The organism is Saccharopolyspora rosea (assembly GCF_025643595.1).
Lineage (GTDB): Bacteria > Actinomycetota > Actinomycetes > Mycobacteriales > Pseudonocardiaceae > Saccharopolyspora > Saccharopolyspora rosea.
The window spans coordinates 708003-725313 of sequence record NZ_CP102826.1; the positions used below are offsets into that span (position 1 = coordinate 708003).

16 protein-coding genes are annotated in these 17311 nt (G+C 72.0%); 9 read left to right on the forward strand and 7 right to left on the reverse strand.

What is annotated here, in order from left to right; genetic code table 11:
* The first annotated feature begins 389 nt into the window (after positions 1–389).
* From NV263_RS03495 to NV263_RS03505, 3 genes are all read left to right on the forward strand, one after another.
* A complete protein-coding gene (locus NV263_RS03495) occupies positions 390–1007 on the forward strand; it encodes a YeeE/YedE family protein (protein ID WP_263251014.1) in 618 nt (205 codons plus the stop codon).
* Positions 1007–1423 carry a YeeE/YedE thiosulfate transporter family protein gene (locus NV263_RS03500; RefSeq protein WP_263251016.1) on the forward strand — a complete coding sequence of 139 codons (417 nt, stop codon included), beginning with the start codon at positions 1007–1009 and terminating at the stop codon, positions 1421–1423. The genes NV263_RS03495 and NV263_RS03500 overlap by 1 nt, the downstream gene beginning before the upstream one ends.
* Before the next feature lie 739 nt (positions 1424–2162).
* Complete coding sequence (locus NV263_RS03505) at positions 2163–2831, forward strand: hypothetical protein (protein WP_263251018.1); 669 nt, start codon at positions 2163–2165, stop codon at positions 2829–2831.
* A 213-nt stretch (positions 2832–3044) separates the two neighbouring features.
* Here NV263_RS03505 and NV263_RS03510 read toward each other — a convergent pair whose 3' ends face one another.
* On the reverse strand, positions 3045–4019 hold the full coding sequence (locus NV263_RS03510) for a cation diffusion facilitator family transporter (protein ID WP_263251020.1): 975 nt from the start codon (positions 4017–4019) through the stop codon (positions 3045–3047).
* A 181-nt stretch (positions 4020–4200) separates the two neighbouring features.
* On the opposite strand from NV263_RS03510, the gene yidC reads away from it, so the two are divergent.
* A complete protein-coding gene (gene yidC / locus NV263_RS03515) occupies positions 4201–5244 on the forward strand; it encodes a membrane protein insertase YidC (RefSeq protein ID WP_263254034.1) in 1044 nt (347 codons plus the stop codon).
* Between the two features lie 58 nt (positions 5245–5302).
* Here the strand turns inward: yidC and NV263_RS03520 are convergent, their stop codons facing one another.
* Together NV263_RS03520 and NV263_RS03525 are read right to left on the reverse strand one after the other, a co-directional pair.
* Positions 5303–5959, reverse strand: coding sequence for a class F sortase (locus tag NV263_RS03520; RefSeq protein ID WP_263251021.1), 657 nt, complete (start codon positions 5957–5959; stop codon positions 5303–5305).
* A complete protein-coding gene (locus NV263_RS03525) occupies positions 5956–7359 on the reverse strand; it encodes an MSCRAMM family protein (protein WP_263251022.1) in 1404 nt (467 codons plus the stop codon). The genes NV263_RS03520 and NV263_RS03525 overlap by 4 nt, the downstream gene beginning before the upstream one ends.
* A 448-nt stretch (positions 7360–7807) precedes the next feature.
* Here NV263_RS03525 and NV263_RS03530 point away from each other — a divergent pair, with 448 nt between their 5' ends.
* Positions 7808–8596 (forward strand): Bax inhibitor-1/YccA family protein, encoded by a 789-nt coding sequence (locus NV263_RS03530; RefSeq protein WP_263251023.1) that lies wholly within the window; start codon positions 7808–7810, stop codon positions 8594–8596.
* A gap of 129 nt (positions 8597–8725) precedes the next feature.
* Here NV263_RS03530 and NV263_RS03535 read toward each other — a convergent pair whose 3' ends face one another.
* Together NV263_RS03535 and NV263_RS03540 are read right to left on the reverse strand one after the other, a co-directional pair.
* Positions 8726–9946 carry an acetyl-CoA C-acetyltransferase gene (locus NV263_RS03535; protein ID WP_263251025.1) on the reverse strand — a complete coding sequence of 407 codons (1221 nt, stop codon included), beginning with the start codon at positions 9944–9946 and terminating at the stop codon, positions 8726–8728.
* A gap of 125 nt (positions 9947–10071) precedes the next feature.
* Positions 10072–10995: an SGNH/GDSL hydrolase family protein gene (locus tag NV263_RS03540; protein WP_263251026.1), complete on the reverse strand. Its 924-nt coding sequence runs from the start codon at positions 10993–10995 to the stop codon at positions 10072–10074.
* Positions 10996–11163: 168 nt separating this feature from the next.
* On the opposite strand from NV263_RS03540, the gene NV263_RS03545 reads away from it, so the two are divergent.
* Both NV263_RS03545 and NV263_RS03550 read left to right on the forward strand, forming a co-directional pair.
* Positions 11164–12531 carry a cystathionine beta-synthase gene (locus NV263_RS03545; RefSeq protein ID WP_263251028.1) on the forward strand — a complete coding sequence of 456 codons (1368 nt, stop codon included), beginning with the start codon at positions 11164–11166 and terminating at the stop codon, positions 12529–12531.
* 104 nt (positions 12532–12635) lie between these two features.
* Entirely contained in the window at positions 12636–13769 is a 1134-nt protein-coding gene (locus tag NV263_RS03550; RefSeq protein ID WP_263251029.1) for a hypothetical protein, read from the forward strand.
* 63 nt (positions 13770–13832) lie between these two features.
* Here NV263_RS03550 and NV263_RS03555 read toward each other — a convergent pair whose 3' ends face one another.
* Entirely contained in the window at positions 13833–14309 is a 477-nt protein-coding gene (locus NV263_RS03555; protein ID WP_263251030.1) for a phospholipase, read from the reverse strand.
* A gap of 207 nt (positions 14310–14516) precedes the next feature.
* Here NV263_RS03555 and NV263_RS03560 point away from each other — a divergent pair, with 207 nt between their 5' ends.
* On the forward strand, positions 14517–15656 hold the full coding sequence (locus NV263_RS03560; protein WP_263251032.1) for a cystathionine gamma-synthase: 1140 nt from the start codon (positions 14517–14519) through the stop codon (positions 15654–15656).
* A 77-nt stretch (positions 15657–15733) separates the two neighbouring features.
* On the opposite strand, the gene NV263_RS03565 is transcribed toward NV263_RS03560, so the two are convergent.
* Positions 15734–15985: a hypothetical protein gene (locus tag NV263_RS03565; protein WP_263251034.1), complete on the reverse strand. Its 252-nt coding sequence runs from the start codon at positions 15983–15985 to the stop codon at positions 15734–15736.
* Positions 15986–16099: 114 nt separating this feature from the next.
* On the opposite strand from NV263_RS03565, the gene ilvA reads away from it, so the two are divergent.
* Complete coding sequence (ilvA, locus tag NV263_RS03570; RefSeq protein WP_263251035.1) at positions 16100–17311, forward strand: threonine ammonia-lyase; 1212 nt, start codon at positions 16100–16102, stop codon at positions 17309–17311.

The window sequence follows — 17311 nt, forward strand, 5'->3', positions numbered from 1 at the left end:
TACTGCGACAGCGAGGACCGCTGGTTGGACTGCGCGCGCTACAAGGTGGCGCTGACGGGACGGCCGGTGCCGATCTCGCTGCTCCCCAACGGGCGGGACGCGCAGCACCTCCGGGAGATCGCTGAGGCGGACCAGGCGGCCGCGGAGGCGAACCGCGCGGCCGCGGAGGCGAGCCGGTCAGTCGCGGAAACGCAGCCGCAAGGACACGCCCCGGTCCCGCGCACCGAACCGGCGCGGCCCTCTTCGGCGGGTCAGCCGCCGCCCGGGAGGACCGAGCCACCAGGCCGCAGGGACGACGCCGCACGCGCGGCGGAACAGCCCGGCCGGAGCAGGAAGCAGGCGAAGGACGGCTGGTGGAGCCGTGTCGCCGCATGGTTGAGAGGTCCCGCATGAGCAACTACTGGCCCTGGTGGGCGGGCGCGACCGGGCTCGCCCTCGTCACCATCAACTACACACTCATCACGGACCGGTCCCTCGGCGTCTCGACGGCGTGGGACCGCGTGCTGCACTGGCGAGCCGAACGGCGCATCGAACGGGAGGAAGCCCGCTTCGCGAACGACGACGCGCTCGTCAACGCGCTGGCCACCGCCACCGCCGAGGAGTTCGGCGCACCCCCCGCGCGGCAGGACGCGCCCGCCCCGGCACCGGCCGAGGACGAAGGCTCGTCCGCGCCCCCGCGGCCGACGCCGGTGATCACCCAGTTCGCGCTGCTCGTGTCGATCTTCATCGGCGGTTGGGTGGCGGCGGTCATCGGCGGCCGGTTCCAGCTCCGCTGGGACATGGGCGCCGGCTTCCGCCACCTCGTCACCGCCGACCCGACCACCATGATCGCGGTGCTGTTCGTCGGCGGCGTGCTGGTCGGTTTCGGCACCCGCCTCGCCGGGGGCTGCAGCTCCGGGCACGGGCTCAGCGGCTGCGGTCGGCTGCGTCCGGTGAGCCTCGTCGCGACCGCCGTCTTCTTCGGCACCGCCGTCGGGGTGTCGTTCCTGCTGTGGAAGGTGATCTGATGCGCACCAGGGGAGCAGTGCTCGTCGCCAACATCATCACCGGGTTGGCGTTGGGCTTCGTCGTCGCCAACATCGGCTTCGGCGACTACGCGGAGCTGAACCGCATGTTCACGTTCCAGGATCCGCGCATGCTGTACGCCTTCGCCGGTGCCGTGGCGATCATCGTTGTCGTCTTCGCCGTGGTCGGGGTCCGCCGCTCTCCGGGTCGGATCCACGGCGGCGTGATCCCCGGAGGGGTGCTGTTCGGGACGGGTTGGGCGCTCTCGGGCGGTTGCCCGGCGATCCCGATCATCCAGGTGGCCGGCGGGTACCTGCCCGCACTCGTCACGATCGCGGGGGTGGCCACCGGGATCTGGCTCTGCCGCTGGGCCAACGCCAGGTTCTTCCGCCTCGACCGCGGCTCCTGCGGGCTGTAGCGGCTCGCGCGAGCAGCAGTCGGAACGCGCGGGCAGCCGCGCGTTCCGACATCGCCGCGCGGCACCGGCGACGAACAGCGCCGGCTCTGCTGTTCGCGGAGTCGTGACCGCGCACCGGTTCGCGAAGTTGATCGAGGCGACGGGGAATCCGAACGTCGCCGAAGAGGTGCGGGGGAAGTTCGACCGGCCGGGGCGGTCCGGCTGACAAGCCCCCTGTGGCGCGTCTCATCGGGGCGGGTTGTGGGTGGGGGCTTTCGCCGCGAGGTGATCGCCGCGACAATCCGCGGCCATGGCGTACGAGCGCGCAGATCCACGATCCGGTCGGCCGCAGGGGGCTGGTCAGGCGGGACCGGAGCGGCAGGGACCGCCTTCCGGAGCACCGCCGCAGCAACAGGGCGGGGCGCAGCAGGCGGGACCCGGGCCGCAGGGACGGCCGCCGCAGCAGGAGGGCGGACCGGTGCCGCCCGGTCGGCCGGGACCGGCCGCGCCGCACCCGCAGGGACCGCCGCCCGCACCGGCACAACCGCCCGCGCAGGGACCGCCGCCGGCGGGTCAGCCGCCCGCGCAGGGGCAACCACCCGCACCGGGACAGTCCCCGGGGCAGGGGCCGCCGCCGGGTCAACGGCCGGGACCGCCCGGCCCAGGGGGACAGACCCCGCCGCCGGCACCGCCGGGGCAGCAGCAGACGGCCAAGGTCGGGCAGGCACCCGTGCAGCCCCCGGCGGCTCCGGGACCCCCGGTGCAGCCGCCGATGCCCCCGGCCGGGCAGCAACCCCCGGCGCAGCAGCCGGTGCGACCCCCGCAACCACCGCCGCAGCCACCGGCCGCACCGCCGCAGCAGGCCGCGGCCCAGCCGCCGCAGTACCCGGCGACGCGGATCCAGCAGCGGCTCGATCCCGAGCCGGAGCCCTACCCGGAGCCGGAGCTGCGGAACCGCTACCGCGAACCGGAGCCGTACTACGACGACGAGCCGCCCTACTACGACGACTACGACGACGACCCGTACGACGACCACCGGGACCGGTACCCCGAGCGCGGGCGCCGGGACCGGCGGCGGGACGACCGCTACCGCGAGCCGGAACCGGAGCCGTACCGCGAGCCCCGGCGGGAGCGGCACGCGGACCGGTTCCCGTGGCCCAGCGCCGACGGCATCGGGCGCACGATCCAGATCCTCAGCGGGCTGATCTCGCTGGTCTTCGTACTGCACGTGATCTTCGTGGTGGTGGGGGCGAACCAGAACAGCGGGTTCGTCTCGTTCGTGTACTCGACCGCGAAGTTCTTCGTGTTCGGACTGGGGGACGTGTTCACGCCGCAGGACGCGACGATCGGCGTGGTGCTGAACTACCTGCTGGCGGCCGCGGTCTACCTGTTCGCGGGGCGGATCATCGCCCGGGCGCTGCGGCGCTGAGCGGCTAGGGAGTGTTTCGGAAGCGCTTTGCGTGGCGGTGCCGGTGGCGGAACCTCAGCGGCCGTCTCGGCTCCGGGAGCCCCTCCTTTTGCATGTCCAATACACGGCGGAGGGGCTGTCCTCGCGAGCCGACCGCTGAGAACCTGCGGCGGTGCAAGTGGCGAGACCACTCACCGAAAGAGAAAGCGGCTCACGCCGCTTATGGAACACGCGCTAGAGGACGCGCCCGTACCTCGCGAGGACGCGGGCGCGCATTTCGGGGTCGTTGCGCGGGACCGGCTCCAGGAACACCTCGTCCAGCTCGTCGAACTCGGTGCGCAGCATCGAGTCGATGCGGACGACGGCGCGTTCCAGTTCGGTCGAGTCCAGGTCGGCGGAGAAGTCGATGCGGGCGCAGAACAGCACCCGGTTCGTGCCGGTGTTCATGGACAGCACGTCCACCACGAAGTCGACCTCCGGCTGCTCCTGCAACCTGCGGCGCACCGCGGAGAGCAGCCGGCGGTCGGCCTGCTGGCCGATGAGCAGCCCGAGGTTCGCGCGGGCCATCGTGTACGCCACGGCGGCCAGCAGGGCGCCGATCGCCAGCGACGCGACGCCGTCCCAGGTGGACGAGCCGGTGAGCTGGTGCAACCCCAGCCCGGCGAACGCCAGCAGCAGGCCCACCAGGGCGGCGCTGTCCTCCAGCAGCACCGTCTTGACCGTCGGGTCGTCCGAGGTGCGCAGGTGGCCGATGACCGATTCGCCGTCCTCGGCGGCTTCGGCGCGCACCTGCTGCATCGCCCGCACCCACGACACCGCCTCCAGCGCGAACGCCAGCGCCAGGACCACGTAGCCGACCAGCGGTCGGGCCTGTTCCTCGGCGGGCCCGGCGAGGGTCCGCACGCCCTCGGCGAACGCGAACACCGCGCCGGAGACGAAGATGCTGATCGCCGCGATCAGCGACCAGAAGTACCGCTCCTTGCCGTAGCCGAAGGGGTGGCGCGCGTCGGCCGGGCGGCGGGACCGGCGCAGCGCTGTGAGCAGGAACACCTCGGTGCAGGTGTCGGCCACCGAATGCCCCGCCTCGGACAACATCGCCGCCGAGCCGGTGACGACCCCCGCCACCGCCTTCATCGCCGCGATGCCCAGGTTGATGCCCAGGGCGACCAGCACCGTGAGCGTGCTGCCGCTCCTGCTCTCCTCGGCCACCGCCGAATCGTCCCGCGGGTGCGCGGCGCCGCGCTCGCCGGGGTGGTGGACGGCCGTACCACTGCCGATGGCACCCTGGTATGGCTGGGCCTGCAGTGCGATGACCGCCGGTCCGGCGAGGCAGGCACGCCCCGGTGACGATGCACACCGGGCGATGACCAGGAGTGATCGAGTGGGTCAGATTTTCGACGTCCTGTACTACCCGGTGTCGGCGATCTTGTGGTTCTGGCACAAGGTCTTCGGCACCGTACTCGGGCCGGACAACGGGTTCGCCTGGGCGCTCTCGGTGTTCTTCCTGGTGTTCTCGCTGCGCACGGTGCTGCTGAAGCCGGCGATCAGCCAGTTGCGGTCGGCGCGGAAGATGCAGAAGTTCGCGCCGCAGATCCAGAAGCTGCGCGAGAAGTACAAGAACGACCGCCAGCGCATGGCGCAGGAGATGCAGAAGTTGCAGTCCGAGCACGGGGTGAACCCGCTCGGCGGCTGCCTGCCCGCGGTGCTGCAGATCCCGGTCTTCCTGAGCCTGTTCCACGTGCTGCGCAACTTCCACCCGGGGGCGCAGAGCAACTACATCTTCGACAAGGAAGGCGTCGACTCGTTCATCAACGCCGACATCTTCGGCGCCAAGCTGTCGAACTGGATCACCCAGCCCGCCGACCAGCTCGCCCTGTTCGGCACCGACCGCACGCACATGATGATCGTCGGCATCCCGCTGATGATCGTCGCGTCGGTGGCCACGTTCTTCACCATGCGGATGTCGGTGCGGCGGCAGACCGAGGCGGCCATGGCCAACCCCCAGTCGGCCATGATGGGCAAGTTCATGATGTTCCTGGCACCGATCGGTGCGATCTTCTCCGGTTGGTTCCTGCCGATCGCGGTGCTGCTGTACTGGCTGGCGAACAACTTCTGGACGCTGGGCCAGCAGCACTTCCTGACCAACAAGATCGACCGCGAGCAGGCACGCGAACGGGAGCGGGAGATCGAGGCGAAGAAGGCCGCGCCGCGTCCCAAGCCCGGTCAGAAGCCGGTCCGCGACAACGGCAAGTCCGAGGAGCCGTCCGAGGAGAAGGCGGAGACCGCCACCGCCACCAAGTCGGCGGAGCCGACCGAGAACGGCGCCAAGCCGCAGCGGTCCGGCGGCGGGCGGCCCGGAGGCCGGCCGAACGTCAAGAAGAACCGCCCGGGCAAGCAGGCTTCCTCGGCGAAGAAGGGCAAGAAACGCCGCTGAGCGACGACGAGCAGGGCCGGTGGTCTCGCGGGACCACCGGCCCTGCTGTCGTTCGCGGTCAGGCGGGTGTGGCGACGACGATGCGGTTCTCGTCGTAGCCGAGGCCGCCGCCGACGTACCGCCCGCCGCAGGTCACCAGCACCAGCCGGTGCTCGCCGCCCTGGCCGAACAGGTCCGCCGCGCGGGCGGGCAGCTCGTCCTTGTGCACGGTGACCACGTCGGACACCCGGTACCGCCACTCGCGGCCGTGGTCGTCGACGACGGTGACCAGCTGTCCGGCCCGGGACTGCCAGAGCTCGGCGAACGGGCCGACCGAGCCCTTCCAGTTGACGTGCCCGGCGAGCACCGTGGCTCCTCGCGGCGCGTCGAGACCGGCGCCCCACCAGGTCGCCTCGTGGACGCCCGACGGGATCGGCAGCGTGCCGGACCGGTCGATCTCCCGGCGCACCAGGTCCGCCGTGCCGCCCTGCGGCAGCCGGATGGTGCCGGGCGGCTGCCCGGCGGGCCGCGGCGCGGGTGGCGCCGGCGGGGCCGCGGCCTGCGCCTGCTCCGGTGGTGCCTGCGGTGCGCCACCCTCGCGCGGCGCCGCGGCGGGCGCCTGCCCGGCGGCTTCCGGCCGCCGCTCGGGCCCGGAGCCCAGCAGGCTCACCGCCACCACGACGGCGACCAGCGCGACGAGGACCGTCGCGGCCAGTCCGATCAGACGTGCCCTCATCGGCGCTGCTCCGCGACGAGGCGCCGCCGCAGCGCGGCACCGCCGACCGCGGCCGTGGTCAGCGCGAGACCGCCGAGGGCGATCAGGCCGACCGGGGAGGTCGGGCCGGGCGTCGGGTCACCGGCCGGGATGTGGATCGGCACGGTCGGCGTGTTCGGCTTGTTGACCAGGTTCAACTCAAGCGTGTCACCGGGCCGGAGGGTGCCGGCGGTGCTCGGCGGGTTCGCCGCGTCGAAGGCTTCCTCGTAGCCGCGGGCGGGCGCGACCTCGGTGATCCGGATGTCCTGCGGGGTGCGCAGGTCGGGGATGGTCGCGGTGCCGTCGGTGCCGGTGGTGATGACGGCGGGCTTGCCGTCGGCGCCGAGCAGCGGGCTGCCGTCCTGGCGGATCGCGGGCTTGCCGTCGGCGGCCGTGACGCGCAGCGCGACCCCGGCGATCCCGGCCTTGCTCTGCGCGTCGGTCTTGCCGATGTGCACGGCGCCGGGCGCGGTGACGGCCTGGGCCTTCGCCTCGACGGTCAGCTGCTTCTCACCGCCGGTGGACACCACGCGCTGGGTGGTGTCCGGCTGGTTGACGGCCTGCCGCACGTAGGGGCGGTCGGCGGGTGCGGACAGCTCGCCGCTGACGTGCGGGTGCGGACCGGTGGGCGTGACCTTGAGGGTCAGCGGTCCGCCGTCGGCGGGCGTGGTGGCGGTGCCGTCCGGGCCGAGGCCCTCGATCTTCGCGTCGGTGGCGGTGAGCTTGACGGGCACGTCGCCGATGCCCTTGCCGCCGGTGCGCTGCACGGTCAGCTTCCAGTCGGCGGTCTTGCCGATGGTCTGCTCGCCCTCCGGCGCGGTCAGCTCGGCCTTCCACGGGCCCCGGTTGGCCTCGGCCTCCTTCTTCAGCCGGGCCACGGCGTCCTTGGTGGCCTGCGGCAGCTTGGCGTAGTGGAAGTCGGCGTCGTAGGCGATGCGGGTGAAGTCGTTGCGCGGGTCGAGGTCGGCGGCGCTGCGCGGCGCGGCGGTCCAGGAGTGCAGCAGGTGCGCCAGCGCGGCTGCCTCGTCGGGGGACTTGGTGGTGCCGTAGCGCAGCAGCAGGTAGGAGATGTTCGCCGCGACGCCGTCGGGCAGCGGGGTGCCCCACTTGGTCTTCAGCGCGTCGCCGGGCCGGTACTCCTCGTGGCTGTCGGGCGCGGTGAGCGCGAACTGCACGCACCAGACCTGCTCGCCGTTGACCAGGTAGGAGCCGAGCCAGTCGCGGGAGCGGTCGCGGCCGCCGTAGGGCTGGCCGGGCCGGGTCTCGTGCCCGATGCCCTCCTGCGGGGCGGCGTTCGCGGCGCCCGGGACCGCCAGCAGCGAGCCCCCGGCGAGCACGACGGTGCCGAGCACCGCCGTGACCAGCTTTCTGAACATGCGCATGCAAGCTCCAGTTCCGGTTGCGGAGATCCGAAAGGAGGGCGCCGGGTGCTCGTTCCGCGCCGTCGCGGGACCCCGACCAGAAGCCCCAGGGCGCCCCAGGCGATATTTCCGATCACGGAACGTGCTCACAAGAGGTCATACGGTGGACTGATGTGATCACCCTGCGTGGATGAATTCGCATTCCCAGCCGCCGTGGTCACTCCTCCGGCCGTGTCTGTGAGCCGGATGGCTCCACGGCGTCGTCACTGGTCGCAGGGATGTCGCCCGGTTGGCGACGCAACGTGATCGTTATCCGCCTCGCCGGGCCGGGGGAGCGGGGCGGAGTAGTTTCCGATGTGGTGGGGCCGACCCCGACCCGGAAGGTAAAGTTCGCTTTACCGAGCGGGAACCGACCGGCCCTCTCGGCCGTTGTTCCCGGTGACGGCGCAAGCACGCCGAGGAGGATGAGTTGCGCACAACCAGCAACCCTGCGTTCAAGAACCTGCCCACCGGCGGCGGGTACGCGAACTTCGACTACGGGCGGACCGGTCAGGGCTCTCCCTTCGGCCAGGCGCCCGCCGCTCAGGCCGCCCGCCCGATGACGATCGACGACGTGGTCACCAAGACGGCGATCACGCTCGTCCTCACCGCGCTCACGGGCACGCTGACCTACCTCGCCGCGGCCCCCGGGCTCGCGCTCCCCGCGGCGCTCATCGGCTTCGTGATCTCGCTGGTGATCGTCTTCCGCAAGAAGGTCAGCCCCGCGCTGGTGATCGCCTACTCGCTGGTCGAGGGCGTGTTCCTCGGCGGTATCAGCTACGTGTTCGCGAACATGTTCGCCCGGGCGCTCGGCCCGGGCGTGATCGTGCAGGCGGTGGCCGGCACGCTCGGCGTGTTCGCGGCGATGCTGGTGGTCTACAAGACCGGTGCGATCCGGGTCACCCCGAAGCTGACGAAGTGGATCATCGGCGCGATCGCCGGTGTCGCGGTGCTGATGCTGGTCAACCTGTTGATGAGCTTCTTCATCGACGGCGGCCTGGGGCTGCGCCAGCCCACCGGGCTCGGGATCGCGTTCAGCCTGCTGTGCATCGGCATCGCGGCGTTCAGCTTCCTGCTCGACTTCGACGCCGCGGACCGCGCCATCCGCAGCGGCGTGGACTCCCGGTTCGCCTGGTACATCGCCTTCGGCCTGATGACCACCCTGGTCTGGCTGTACCTGGAGTTCCTGCGCTTGTTCTCGTACCTGCAGAGCGACTAGACGGTGTTCCGCCGGCGGTGCGGCCGCTCACCGAATGACGGGGCGGCTGCCGCGGCTCGCGGAACAGACCCCGGCCACCTGACGAGAAGGGGCCCCTCGCCGCGCGGCGAGGGGCCCCTTCTTCGCGGGTCAGCTCAAGCGCTCGACGACCATCGCCATGCCCTGGCCGCCGCCGACGCACATCGTCTCCAGGCCGAATTGCTTGTCGTGCCACTGCAACGAGTTGAGCAGCGTCGTGGTGATCCGGGCACCGGTCATGCCGAACGGGTGGCCCACCGCGATCGCACCGCCGTTGACGTTCAGCTTCTCCAGCGGGATCCCGAGGTCCTGGTAGGACGGGATGACCTGGGCGGCGAACGCCTCGTTGATCTCCACCAGGTCGATGTCACCGATGCCCATCCCGGCTCGCGCCAGGGCCTGCTTGGACGCCTCGACCGGCCCGAGACCCATGATCTCCGGCGACAGGCCGGACACGCCGGTGGACACGATCCGCGCCAGCGGGGTGATGCCGAGCTGCTTCGCCTTCACGTCGCTCATGATCACCAGTGCGGCCGCACCGTCGTTGAGCGGGCAGCAGTTGGCCGCGGTCACCCGGCCGTCCGGCCGGAACACCGGCTTGAGCCCGGCCACGCCCTCCTTGGTGACCCCCGGCCGCGGCCCGTCGTCGGCGTCGACGACCTGGCCGGACGGGGTGGTGACCGGGGTGATCTCGCGGGCCCAGAAGCCGTTGGCGATCGCCTTCTCCGCGAGGTTCTGCGAGCGGACGCCGAAGTCGTCCATCTCGTCGCGGCTGATGCCCTTGAGCCGGGCCAGGTTCTCCGCGGTCTGGCCCATCGGGATGTAGACGTCGGGCAGCAGGTCGAGCTCGCGCGGATCGGTCCAGGCGTCCGCGCCCTGCTCGGCGACCCGCTGGGTGCGCGCCTGCGCCTCATCGAACAGCGGGTTCCTGGTGTCCTCCAGGGTGTCGGAGTTGCCCTTGGCGTAGCGGGACACCATCTCGACACCGGCGCTGATGAACACGTCGCCCTCGCCGGCCTTGATGGCGTGCATCGCCATCCGGGTGGTCTGCAGGCTGGAGGAGCAGTAGCGGGTGATCGTGGTGCCCGGCAGCCGGTCGTAGCCGAGCTGCACGGCGACCACCCGCGCCATGTTGAAGCCCTGCTCGCCGCCGGGCAGACCGCAACCCAGCATGAGGTCGTCGATCTCGCCCGGGTCCAGCTCGGGCACCTTGTCCAGCGCCGCGCGCACGATCCGGGCCGTGAGGTCGTCGGGGCGGAAGTCGACCAGCGAACCCTTGCGCGCCCGGCCGATGGGTGAGCGCGCGGCGGCGACGATGACTGCTTCGGTCATGGTGGGAACTCCTTCGTTCACCGGGAGCGGGCGCCCACCGGCGGCCTCCGCTCACGAACGTCGTGGCCATCTTGACGGGGTGCCGCGCCCCGGACAATAGGCCAACCGACCGGCCGGTACGTGAGCTACTGCACCCGCGGGCGCAGCCTGCGGTTGAGCCGCGCCACGATCCGCCGCGTGGGCCGCCGCGCCTCGGCGGCCGACGACCGGGTGGGCGCCGACGGCAGCGGGCCGCCTTCCCAGCGGCCGATCGCCGAGCACAGCACCGGCAGCAGGATGCCCACCGCGGCCTCGTACCCGGCCGCCGACGGGTGGTACCGGTCGGGGCTGAAGAACTCCGCGGGCCGGGTGAGGAACTCCGGCGACAGCAGGTCCGCCAGCGGCACGGCGTGCCCGCCCGCCGACTCGACGATCCGCCGCTGCGCGCGGCCGAGCGCGAGGCTCCAGTGCCGCGCGATGGACCGGAGCGGCTGCGGGATCGGCCGGATCGACCCGAGGTCCGGGCAGGTCCCGACGACCACCGACACCCCGCCGCCCACCAGCCGCGTCACCGACTCGCCGAGCAGCTCGGCGCAGCGGGCCACCGGCAGCTTCGAGGTGACGTCGTTGGCGCCGATGATGATCAGCACCAGCTCCGGCCGCCGCACCAGCGCCGCGTCCACCTGGCTGGCCAGCTCCTGCGAGGTGCAGCCGACGATCGCGTGCGTGCTCAGCGACACCGGGCGGTCCAGTTCCTCGGCGAGCCCGCGCGCCAGCCGCACCCCGGGCAGGTCGTCGGGGAAGTCCACCCCGAGCCCGGCGGCCGCCGAGTCGCCGAGCACCGCGAACTCCAGCGGTTCGGCGCCCGGGTCGAGCTCGCCCCGCGGCACCGGGCCGCTGCCGTCCGGCAGGTGCACGCCGTCGGCGCGCAGCGGGTCGTTGTCCGGCTCGCCGATCACTCGGCGCGCGTACGCGGACTGGCCGTTGAGCAGTCCGTAGGCCGCGCCGGAGAGACCTCCGGCGGTCCCCGCCGCCAGCAGAGCGAGCCGCAGTGCTCTCGCCGCGAACATCCGGTCTCCTCCCGCAGACCCCCTCACGGGTGAAACGTCCCCGGCTCGGGGTTGGTTCCGTGACCGTGCGTCGTCACCGACGCCGCCCGGGACGCCTCATGAGCAGGAGATTAGGCTCATGCGGCACAGTCTGCGAGCAGCGATGTCAAGGGATTGAGGGGCCGGAGCGTGGACTACGTCGAGCACGTCGCCGACCTGGTCGGCAACACCCCGTTGGTGCGGCTGAACTCGGTGGCCGCGGGGCGGACACCGGTGTTGGCCAAGGTCGAATACCTGAACCCGGGCGGCAGCGTGAAGGACCGGATCGCGCTGCGGATGGTCGAGGCCGCCGAGGAGTCCGGCGAGCTGCGGCCGGGCGGGACGATCGTGGAACCGACGTCGGGCAACACCGGCGTCGGGCTGGCGATGATCGCGCAGCGCAAGGGGTACCGCTGCGTGTTCGTCTGCCCGGACAAGGTCAGCGAGGACAAGCGCAACGTCCTCAAGGCGTACGGCGCCGAGGTCGTGGTGTGCCCCACCGCCGTGGCGCCGGAGCACCCGGACTCCTACTACTCCGTCTCGGACCGCCTGGTCACCGAGATCGAGGGTGCGTGGAAGCCCGACCAGTACTCCAACCCGGCCAACCCGGAGTCGCACTACCGCTCCACCGGCCCGGAGATCTGGGAGCAGACCGGCGGGCGGGTGACGCACTTCGTCGCGGGCATCGGCACCGGCGGCACGATCTCCGGCACCGGTCGGTACCTCAAGGAGATCTCCGGTGGCCGGGTGAAGATCATCGGCGCCGACCCGGAGGGCTCGGTGTACTCCGGCGGCAAGGGACGCCCGTACCTGGTCGAGGGCGTGGGCGAGGACTTCTGGCCGACCACCTACGACCGCCAGGTGTGCGACGAGATCGTCGCCGTCTCCGACGCCGACTCGTTCGGCATGACCCGGCGCCTGGCCCAGGAGGAGGCGCTGCTGGTCGGCGGCTCGTGCGGGATGGCGGTCGCCGCGGCGCTGAAGGTCGCCGAGTCCACCGGGCCCGACGACGTGGTCGTCGTGCTGCTGCCGGACGGCGGCCGGGGCTACCTGACCAAGGTCTTCAACGACTCCTGGATGGCCTCGTACGGTTTCCTCTCGCCCGACCACAGCGGCGGCTCGGTCGGCGACGTCCTGCGCCGCAAGGACGGCACGCTGCCCGAACTGGTGCACGTGCACCCGAACGAGACGGTCGCCGAGGCGGTGGCGATCATGCGCGAGTTCCAGGTCTCGCAGATGCCGGTGGTCAGCGCGGAACCGCCGATCATGGCCGCCGAGGTGGTCGGCGCGGTCAACGAGCGCGACCTGCTGGACGCGCTGTTCGCGGGCCACGCGAACCTGGCCGACCGCGTCGAGTCGCACATGTCCCCGCCGCTGCCGACCATCGGCGCGGGCGAGGAGGTCAGCGCGGCGATGGCGGCGCTGGAGAACGCGGACGGGGCCATGGTGCTGATCGGCGGAAAGCCTGCCGGCGTGGTGACCCGCCAGGATGTGCTTGGATTCATCGCCGGTCGATGACGACTTGTCACGGAACGGCACTACGCTGCTGTTCGATCAGCTAGCGTGTGCTCGACGCATGCCCACGGACTTCCGCATCAAGCCCAAGGGGGTTAGGACACCCGATGAGCTCTCCGCAGCCGCCGGACGGCGGCCAGCAGGGGCAGCAGCCGCAGGGAGCCGGCGAGCAGCCGGGCGGCGCCCCGAACAACCAGCAGGACACCGGTCAGGGATCCGCTGACGCGACCCAGGTCGTTCGCCCGGCCCAGCCGCCGCAGGGGCAGCAGCAGTCGTCCGACTCCACGCAGGTCGTGCCGCCGGCGATGCAGCCGCCGCAGCCGATGTACGAGCAGCCCGGGTTGTCCGGTCAGGGCGGCGGGAACGACGCCACCGCGATGGTGCCGCCGGCGATGCAGCCGCCGCAGCCGATGTACCAGCAGCCCGGCACCCAGAGCCAGCCGGGCGGTTTCCCGGCGCAGCCGCAGGGGATGCCGAGCCCCAGCGGTGGTTTCCCGGCGCCGCAGGCCCAGCCCGGCTTCGGCGCACCCGCTCCGCAGGCCCAGAGCCCGTACGGCCAGTCCCCGTACGGCCAGGCCGCGCAGGGCGGCAACCAGGGCCTGGGCATGGCCGCGGCGTGGTCCGCGATCGGTGCGGGCGGTCTCATGGTGCTCCTGGAGATCATCGGGTTGATCGGCCTGATCAGCACGATGAGCAGCCTGTCCAAGATGGCGGAGCAGTACGGCGTCAAGGCGCCGTCCATGGGCGTCCCGATCACGCTGCTGATCGTCGAGATCATCGCCAGCATCGTGATGATCGTGGGCGGTGTGTTCATCCTGAAGCGCAAGTCCGCGGGCCCGCTGATGGCCGGTGTCCCGGCCGCGGCCATCGCGCTGCTGGCGCTCATCGGGATGATCGTGGCCTTCAACCCGATCGGCCTGATCGTGTTCGTGATCGCGGCCGGCATCGCCACCCTCGCCTTCCTGCCGGGCACCCGCGAGTGGGTCGCCGCCGGTACCGGTGCCGGTGCGCCCGCTCCGGCCGCTGCTGGTGGCTTCGGCCCGCCGCCCGGCCAGCCGGGTGGCTTCGGTCAGCCGGGGCAGCAGCCGCAGGGCTTCGGCCAGCAGCCCGGCCAGCCTCCCCAGGGCGGTTTCGGGCAGCAGCCGGGGGGCTTCGGCCAGCCGGGCCAGCCGCCGCAGGGCTTCGGCCAGCAGCCAGGCGGCTTCCCGCCGCCTCCCGGCCAGCAGCCGCCGCAGTGGTGACGACCTGAACGCAGCAGAACGGCCCCCGACCGAGTCGGGGGCCGTTCTGCGTGGTGCCGGTGATCAGCCGAAGAAGGCGTGACCGCCGAAGTGCTGCACCGCCTGGTAGTAGACGTTGGCCACGCTCAGGCACGCGGGCGCGTCGAGCCGCGGCCGGCAGATGCGCCCCATCTCCTCCCGGAACCGGCCGTCGATCCAGTTCTTCGTCTCCCGGGTGGGGCTGAGCTGGAGCTCGCCCCCGCCGCCGTAGTTGCGGTACCCGAAGTCGTGCTGCACGCAGGCCGGGCGGAAGGTGGCGTTCCAGGGGATCAGTTCCGGGGCCACCGGAACGGAACACCCGTCCGTCGACCAGTCGAACGGCGGTCGGTGCGGTTCCGCGGCGAACTCCTCGTAGGTGTCGTTCATGATCCGGTCCGCCTCGTCGATGACGCCGGTGGACCGGTCCGGAGCAGCGGAGGCGGCGGCGGGCATCAGGGCGCCGACGAAAACGGCGGAGACGAGCGCCTTGGCGGCCTTGTCCAACAGACCTATGGTTCGCATTCCACATCCCGACTCGGTGATCGTTTGTCTGCCGGGGAGGAACGCTAGGACCGCAAGCCCTCCCGCCCACGTCGTCCGCGATCAGTAGTACCCGTTCGAGGCGGACAATCTCCCCGAACGGTCTAGCGGCCCGGATCCGAGGCGGCACCCGGTGCGGTCCGGCGGGCCGGGTCGGCTGAGCCGGTCGGAGCCCGTACGCTGCTCCACATGAGTGACGGCTTCGCCACCCGCGCGATTCACGCGGGCCAGGACGCAGATCCGACGACCGGGTCGGTCATCGTGCCGATCCACGCGACGTCGACCTACGCGCAGGACGGGGTCGGCGGGCAGCGCGCCGGCTACGAGTACTCCCGCACCGGGAACCCCACCCGCACGGCGCTGGAGGAGTGCCTGGCGGCGCTGGAGGGCGGCCGGTTCGCCCGGGCCTTCGCCTCCGGCATGGCGGCGACCGACGCGGTGCTGCGCGCCACGCTGCGCCCCGGTGACCACCTGGTCATCCCGGATGACGCCTACGGTGGCACGTTCCGGCTGGTCGACAAGGTGCTCTCCGGTTGGGGAGTGGACTACACCCCGGTCCCGCTGTCCGATGTGGACGCGGTGCGCGCGGCGATCCGGCCGAACACCAAGGTGGTCTGGATCGAGACGCCCACCAACCCGCTGCTCAACATCGCCGACATCGCGGCGCTGGCGCAGGTGTGCCGCGACTCCGGCGTGAAGCTGGTGGTGGACAACACCTTCGCGTCGCCGTACCTCCAGCAGCCGTTGGAACTCGGGGCCAACGTCGTGGTGCACTCGACGACGAAGTACCTCGGCGGGCACTCCGACGTGGTCGGTGGCGCGGTCGTCACCTCCGACGAGCAGCTGGCCGAGCAGGTGGCGTTCCTGCAGAACAGCGCGGGCGCGGTGCCCGGCCCGTTCGACGCGTGGCTGACGTTGCGGGGGCTGAAGACGCTGGCGGTGCGGATGGAGCGGCACAGCGCGAACGCCGAACGCGTCGTGGCGGCGCTCAGCGGCCACCCCAAGGTCGCGAAGGTCTTCTACCCGGGACTGGAGGACCACCCCGGGCACGAAGTGGCCGCGAAGCAGATGCGCCACTTCGGCGGCATGGTCTCGTTCACGCACGTCGACGGCGAGCAGGCGGCCTTGGACGTCTGCGCCCGCACGCGCCTGTTCACGCTGGCCGAGTCCCTCGGCGGTGTCGAGTCGCTGATCGAGCACCCCGGCCGGATGACGCACGCCAGCACCGCGGGCTCGATGCTCCAGGTGCCGGCGGAACTCGTGCGCCTGTCCGTCGGCATCGAGGACGCCGCCGACCTCGTCGACGACATCCTCACCGCTCTGGGCTGACACACGTCCGGCTGAAATCCACCGCCCGACCGGGTTACGCGGTTCCATGAAGCGGCCCGGCCGAGCGGGTGGCCGGTTCAGCGGGCGAGCGCCGGATCGACGTCGCCGAGCGGGCGCACCGGGCCGGGAGCCTTCGGGGTGACCGGGAGGTCGTCGGGCTGCAGGCAACCGCCGACCAGTTCCACGACGCCGTCGTGCGCCCGGTACGCACCGGGGTCGTCGCACCCGGAGTGCAGCACCGCGAAAACCGCCGCCCCGGACAGAGCTGCCGCCGCGACAATGCCGGTGACCAGCGGAAAAGCGCCGCTCGCTGGGGTCAGCCGCGTCATGCTCCCTCCCGGAGACCGAGGTCGCGCCGGGACTCCGCCCGGCGCGAAGCGGTTCTACGAGGGTACCCAACGCCTCCACGAGTGGGCGGCTCGTCGCGGTGGCACGATTGGCCCATGCCGCTGGTCGATCCGGACCACATCCGCGCGGCCGGGCAGCAGCTCGTCGGGGTCGCGCGACGTACTCCGCTCGAACATTCCCGGGTGCTCGCCGCGCACTGCGGCGGCGAGGTCCACCTGAAGTGCGAGAACCTGCAGCGCACCGGTTCGTTCAAACTGCGCGGGGCGTACGTGCGGCTGCGCGCGCTGGACGAGTCGCGCCGGTCCGCCGGTGTGGTCGCGGCCAGCGCGGGCAACCACGCGCAGGGCGTCGCGCTGGCGGCGTCCCTGCTCGGCATCCGCTCCACCGTGTTCATGCCGGAGCGAGCGCCGCTGCCGAAGCTCGCGGCGACCGCCTCGTACGGCGCCGACGTCCGTCCCTTCGGGGCGGTGCTGGAGGAGACCCTCGCGGCGGCGCGGGAACACGCCGAACGCACCGGCGCCGAGTTCATCCACCCCTTCGACCACCCGGACATCATCGCGGGCCAGGGCACGGTCGGCCGCGAGATCCTGGAGCAGCTGCCGGAGGTGTGCACGGTCGTGGTGCCGACCGGTGGGGGCGGCCTGATCTCGGGCATCGCTGCCGCGATCAAGGCGGAGAATCCGCACGTGCGCGTGCTCGGGGTGCAGGCGGAGCAGGCCGCGGCCTGGCCGCCGTCGCTGGCCGCGGGAAAACCTTTGCGGCTGCTGGAAACCCACACGATGGCCGACGGGATCGCCGTCTCCGAACCGGGAACGGTCACCTACGAGCACGTCTCCGAACTGGTCGACGGAATGCTGACGGTCAGCGAGGAGACGCTGTCCCGAGCACTCCTGCTCTGCCTGGAGCGCGCGAAACTGGTCGTCGAACCGGCGGGCGTCGCTGCGGTGGCGGCGCTGTTGCAGCACCCCGAGCAGGTCGTGGCACCAACGGTCGCGGTGCTCTCCGGGGGGAACATCGACCCGCTGCTGATGCTGCAACTGATCCGCCACGGCATGACCTCGGCCGGCCGGTACCTGTCGTTGCGCGTCCGGTTGCCGGACCGGCCGGGCGCGTTGGCCGGGCTGCTCGCCCGGCTCGGCGAGCTGGAGGCGAACGTGCTCGACATCGAGCACTCGCGGATCTCCGGTGCGCTGGCGCTCGGCGAGGTCGACGTCGAGATCAGCCTGGAGACCCGCGGACCCGAGCACCGGCAACGCGTGGTCGCCAAGCTGGAGTCCGCGGGATTCGCCGTGGTCGACGAACGCTGA

Coding starts and splice junctions, on each gene's coding strand:
- NV263_RS03495 (WP_263251014.1), top strand. CDS start 390: ATGAGCAACTACTGGCCCTGGTGGGCGGGCGCGACCGGGCTCGCCCTC.
- NV263_RS03500 (WP_263251016.1), top strand. CDS start 1,007: ATGCGCACCAGGGGAGCAGTGCTCGTCGCCAACATCATCACCGGGTTG.
- NV263_RS03520 (WP_263251021.1), bottom strand. CDS start 5,959: ATGAGGGCACGTCTGATCGGACTGGCCGCGACGGTCCTCGTCGCGCTG.
- NV263_RS03525 (WP_263251022.1), bottom strand. CDS start 7,359: ATGCGCATGTTCAGAAAGCTGGTCACGGCGGTGCTCGGCACCGTCGTG.
- NV263_RS03535 (WP_263251025.1), bottom strand. CDS start 9,946: ATGACCGAAGCAGTCATCGTCGCCGCCGCGCGCTCACCCATCGGCCGG.
- NV263_RS03540 (WP_263251026.1), bottom strand. CDS start 10,995: ATGTTCGCGGCGAGAGCACTGCGGCTCGCTCTGCTGGCGGCGGGGACC.
- NV263_RS03550 (WP_263251029.1), top strand. CDS start 12,636: ATGAGCTCTCCGCAGCCGCCGGACGGCGGCCAGCAGGGGCAGCAGCCG.
- NV263_RS03555 (WP_263251030.1), bottom strand. CDS start 14,309: ATGCGAACCATAGGTCTGTTGGACAAGGCCGCCAAGGCGCTCGTCTCC.
- NV263_RS03560 (WP_263251032.1), top strand. CDS start 14,517: ATGAGTGACGGCTTCGCCACCCGCGCGATTCACGCGGGCCAGGACGCA.
- NV263_RS03565 (WP_263251034.1), bottom strand. CDS start 15,985: ATGACGCGGCTGACCCCAGCGAGCGGCGCTTTTCCGCTGGTCACCGGC.
- ilvA (WP_263251035.1), top strand. CDS start 16,100: ATGCCGCTGGTCGATCCGGACCACATCCGCGCGGCCGGGCAGCAGCTC.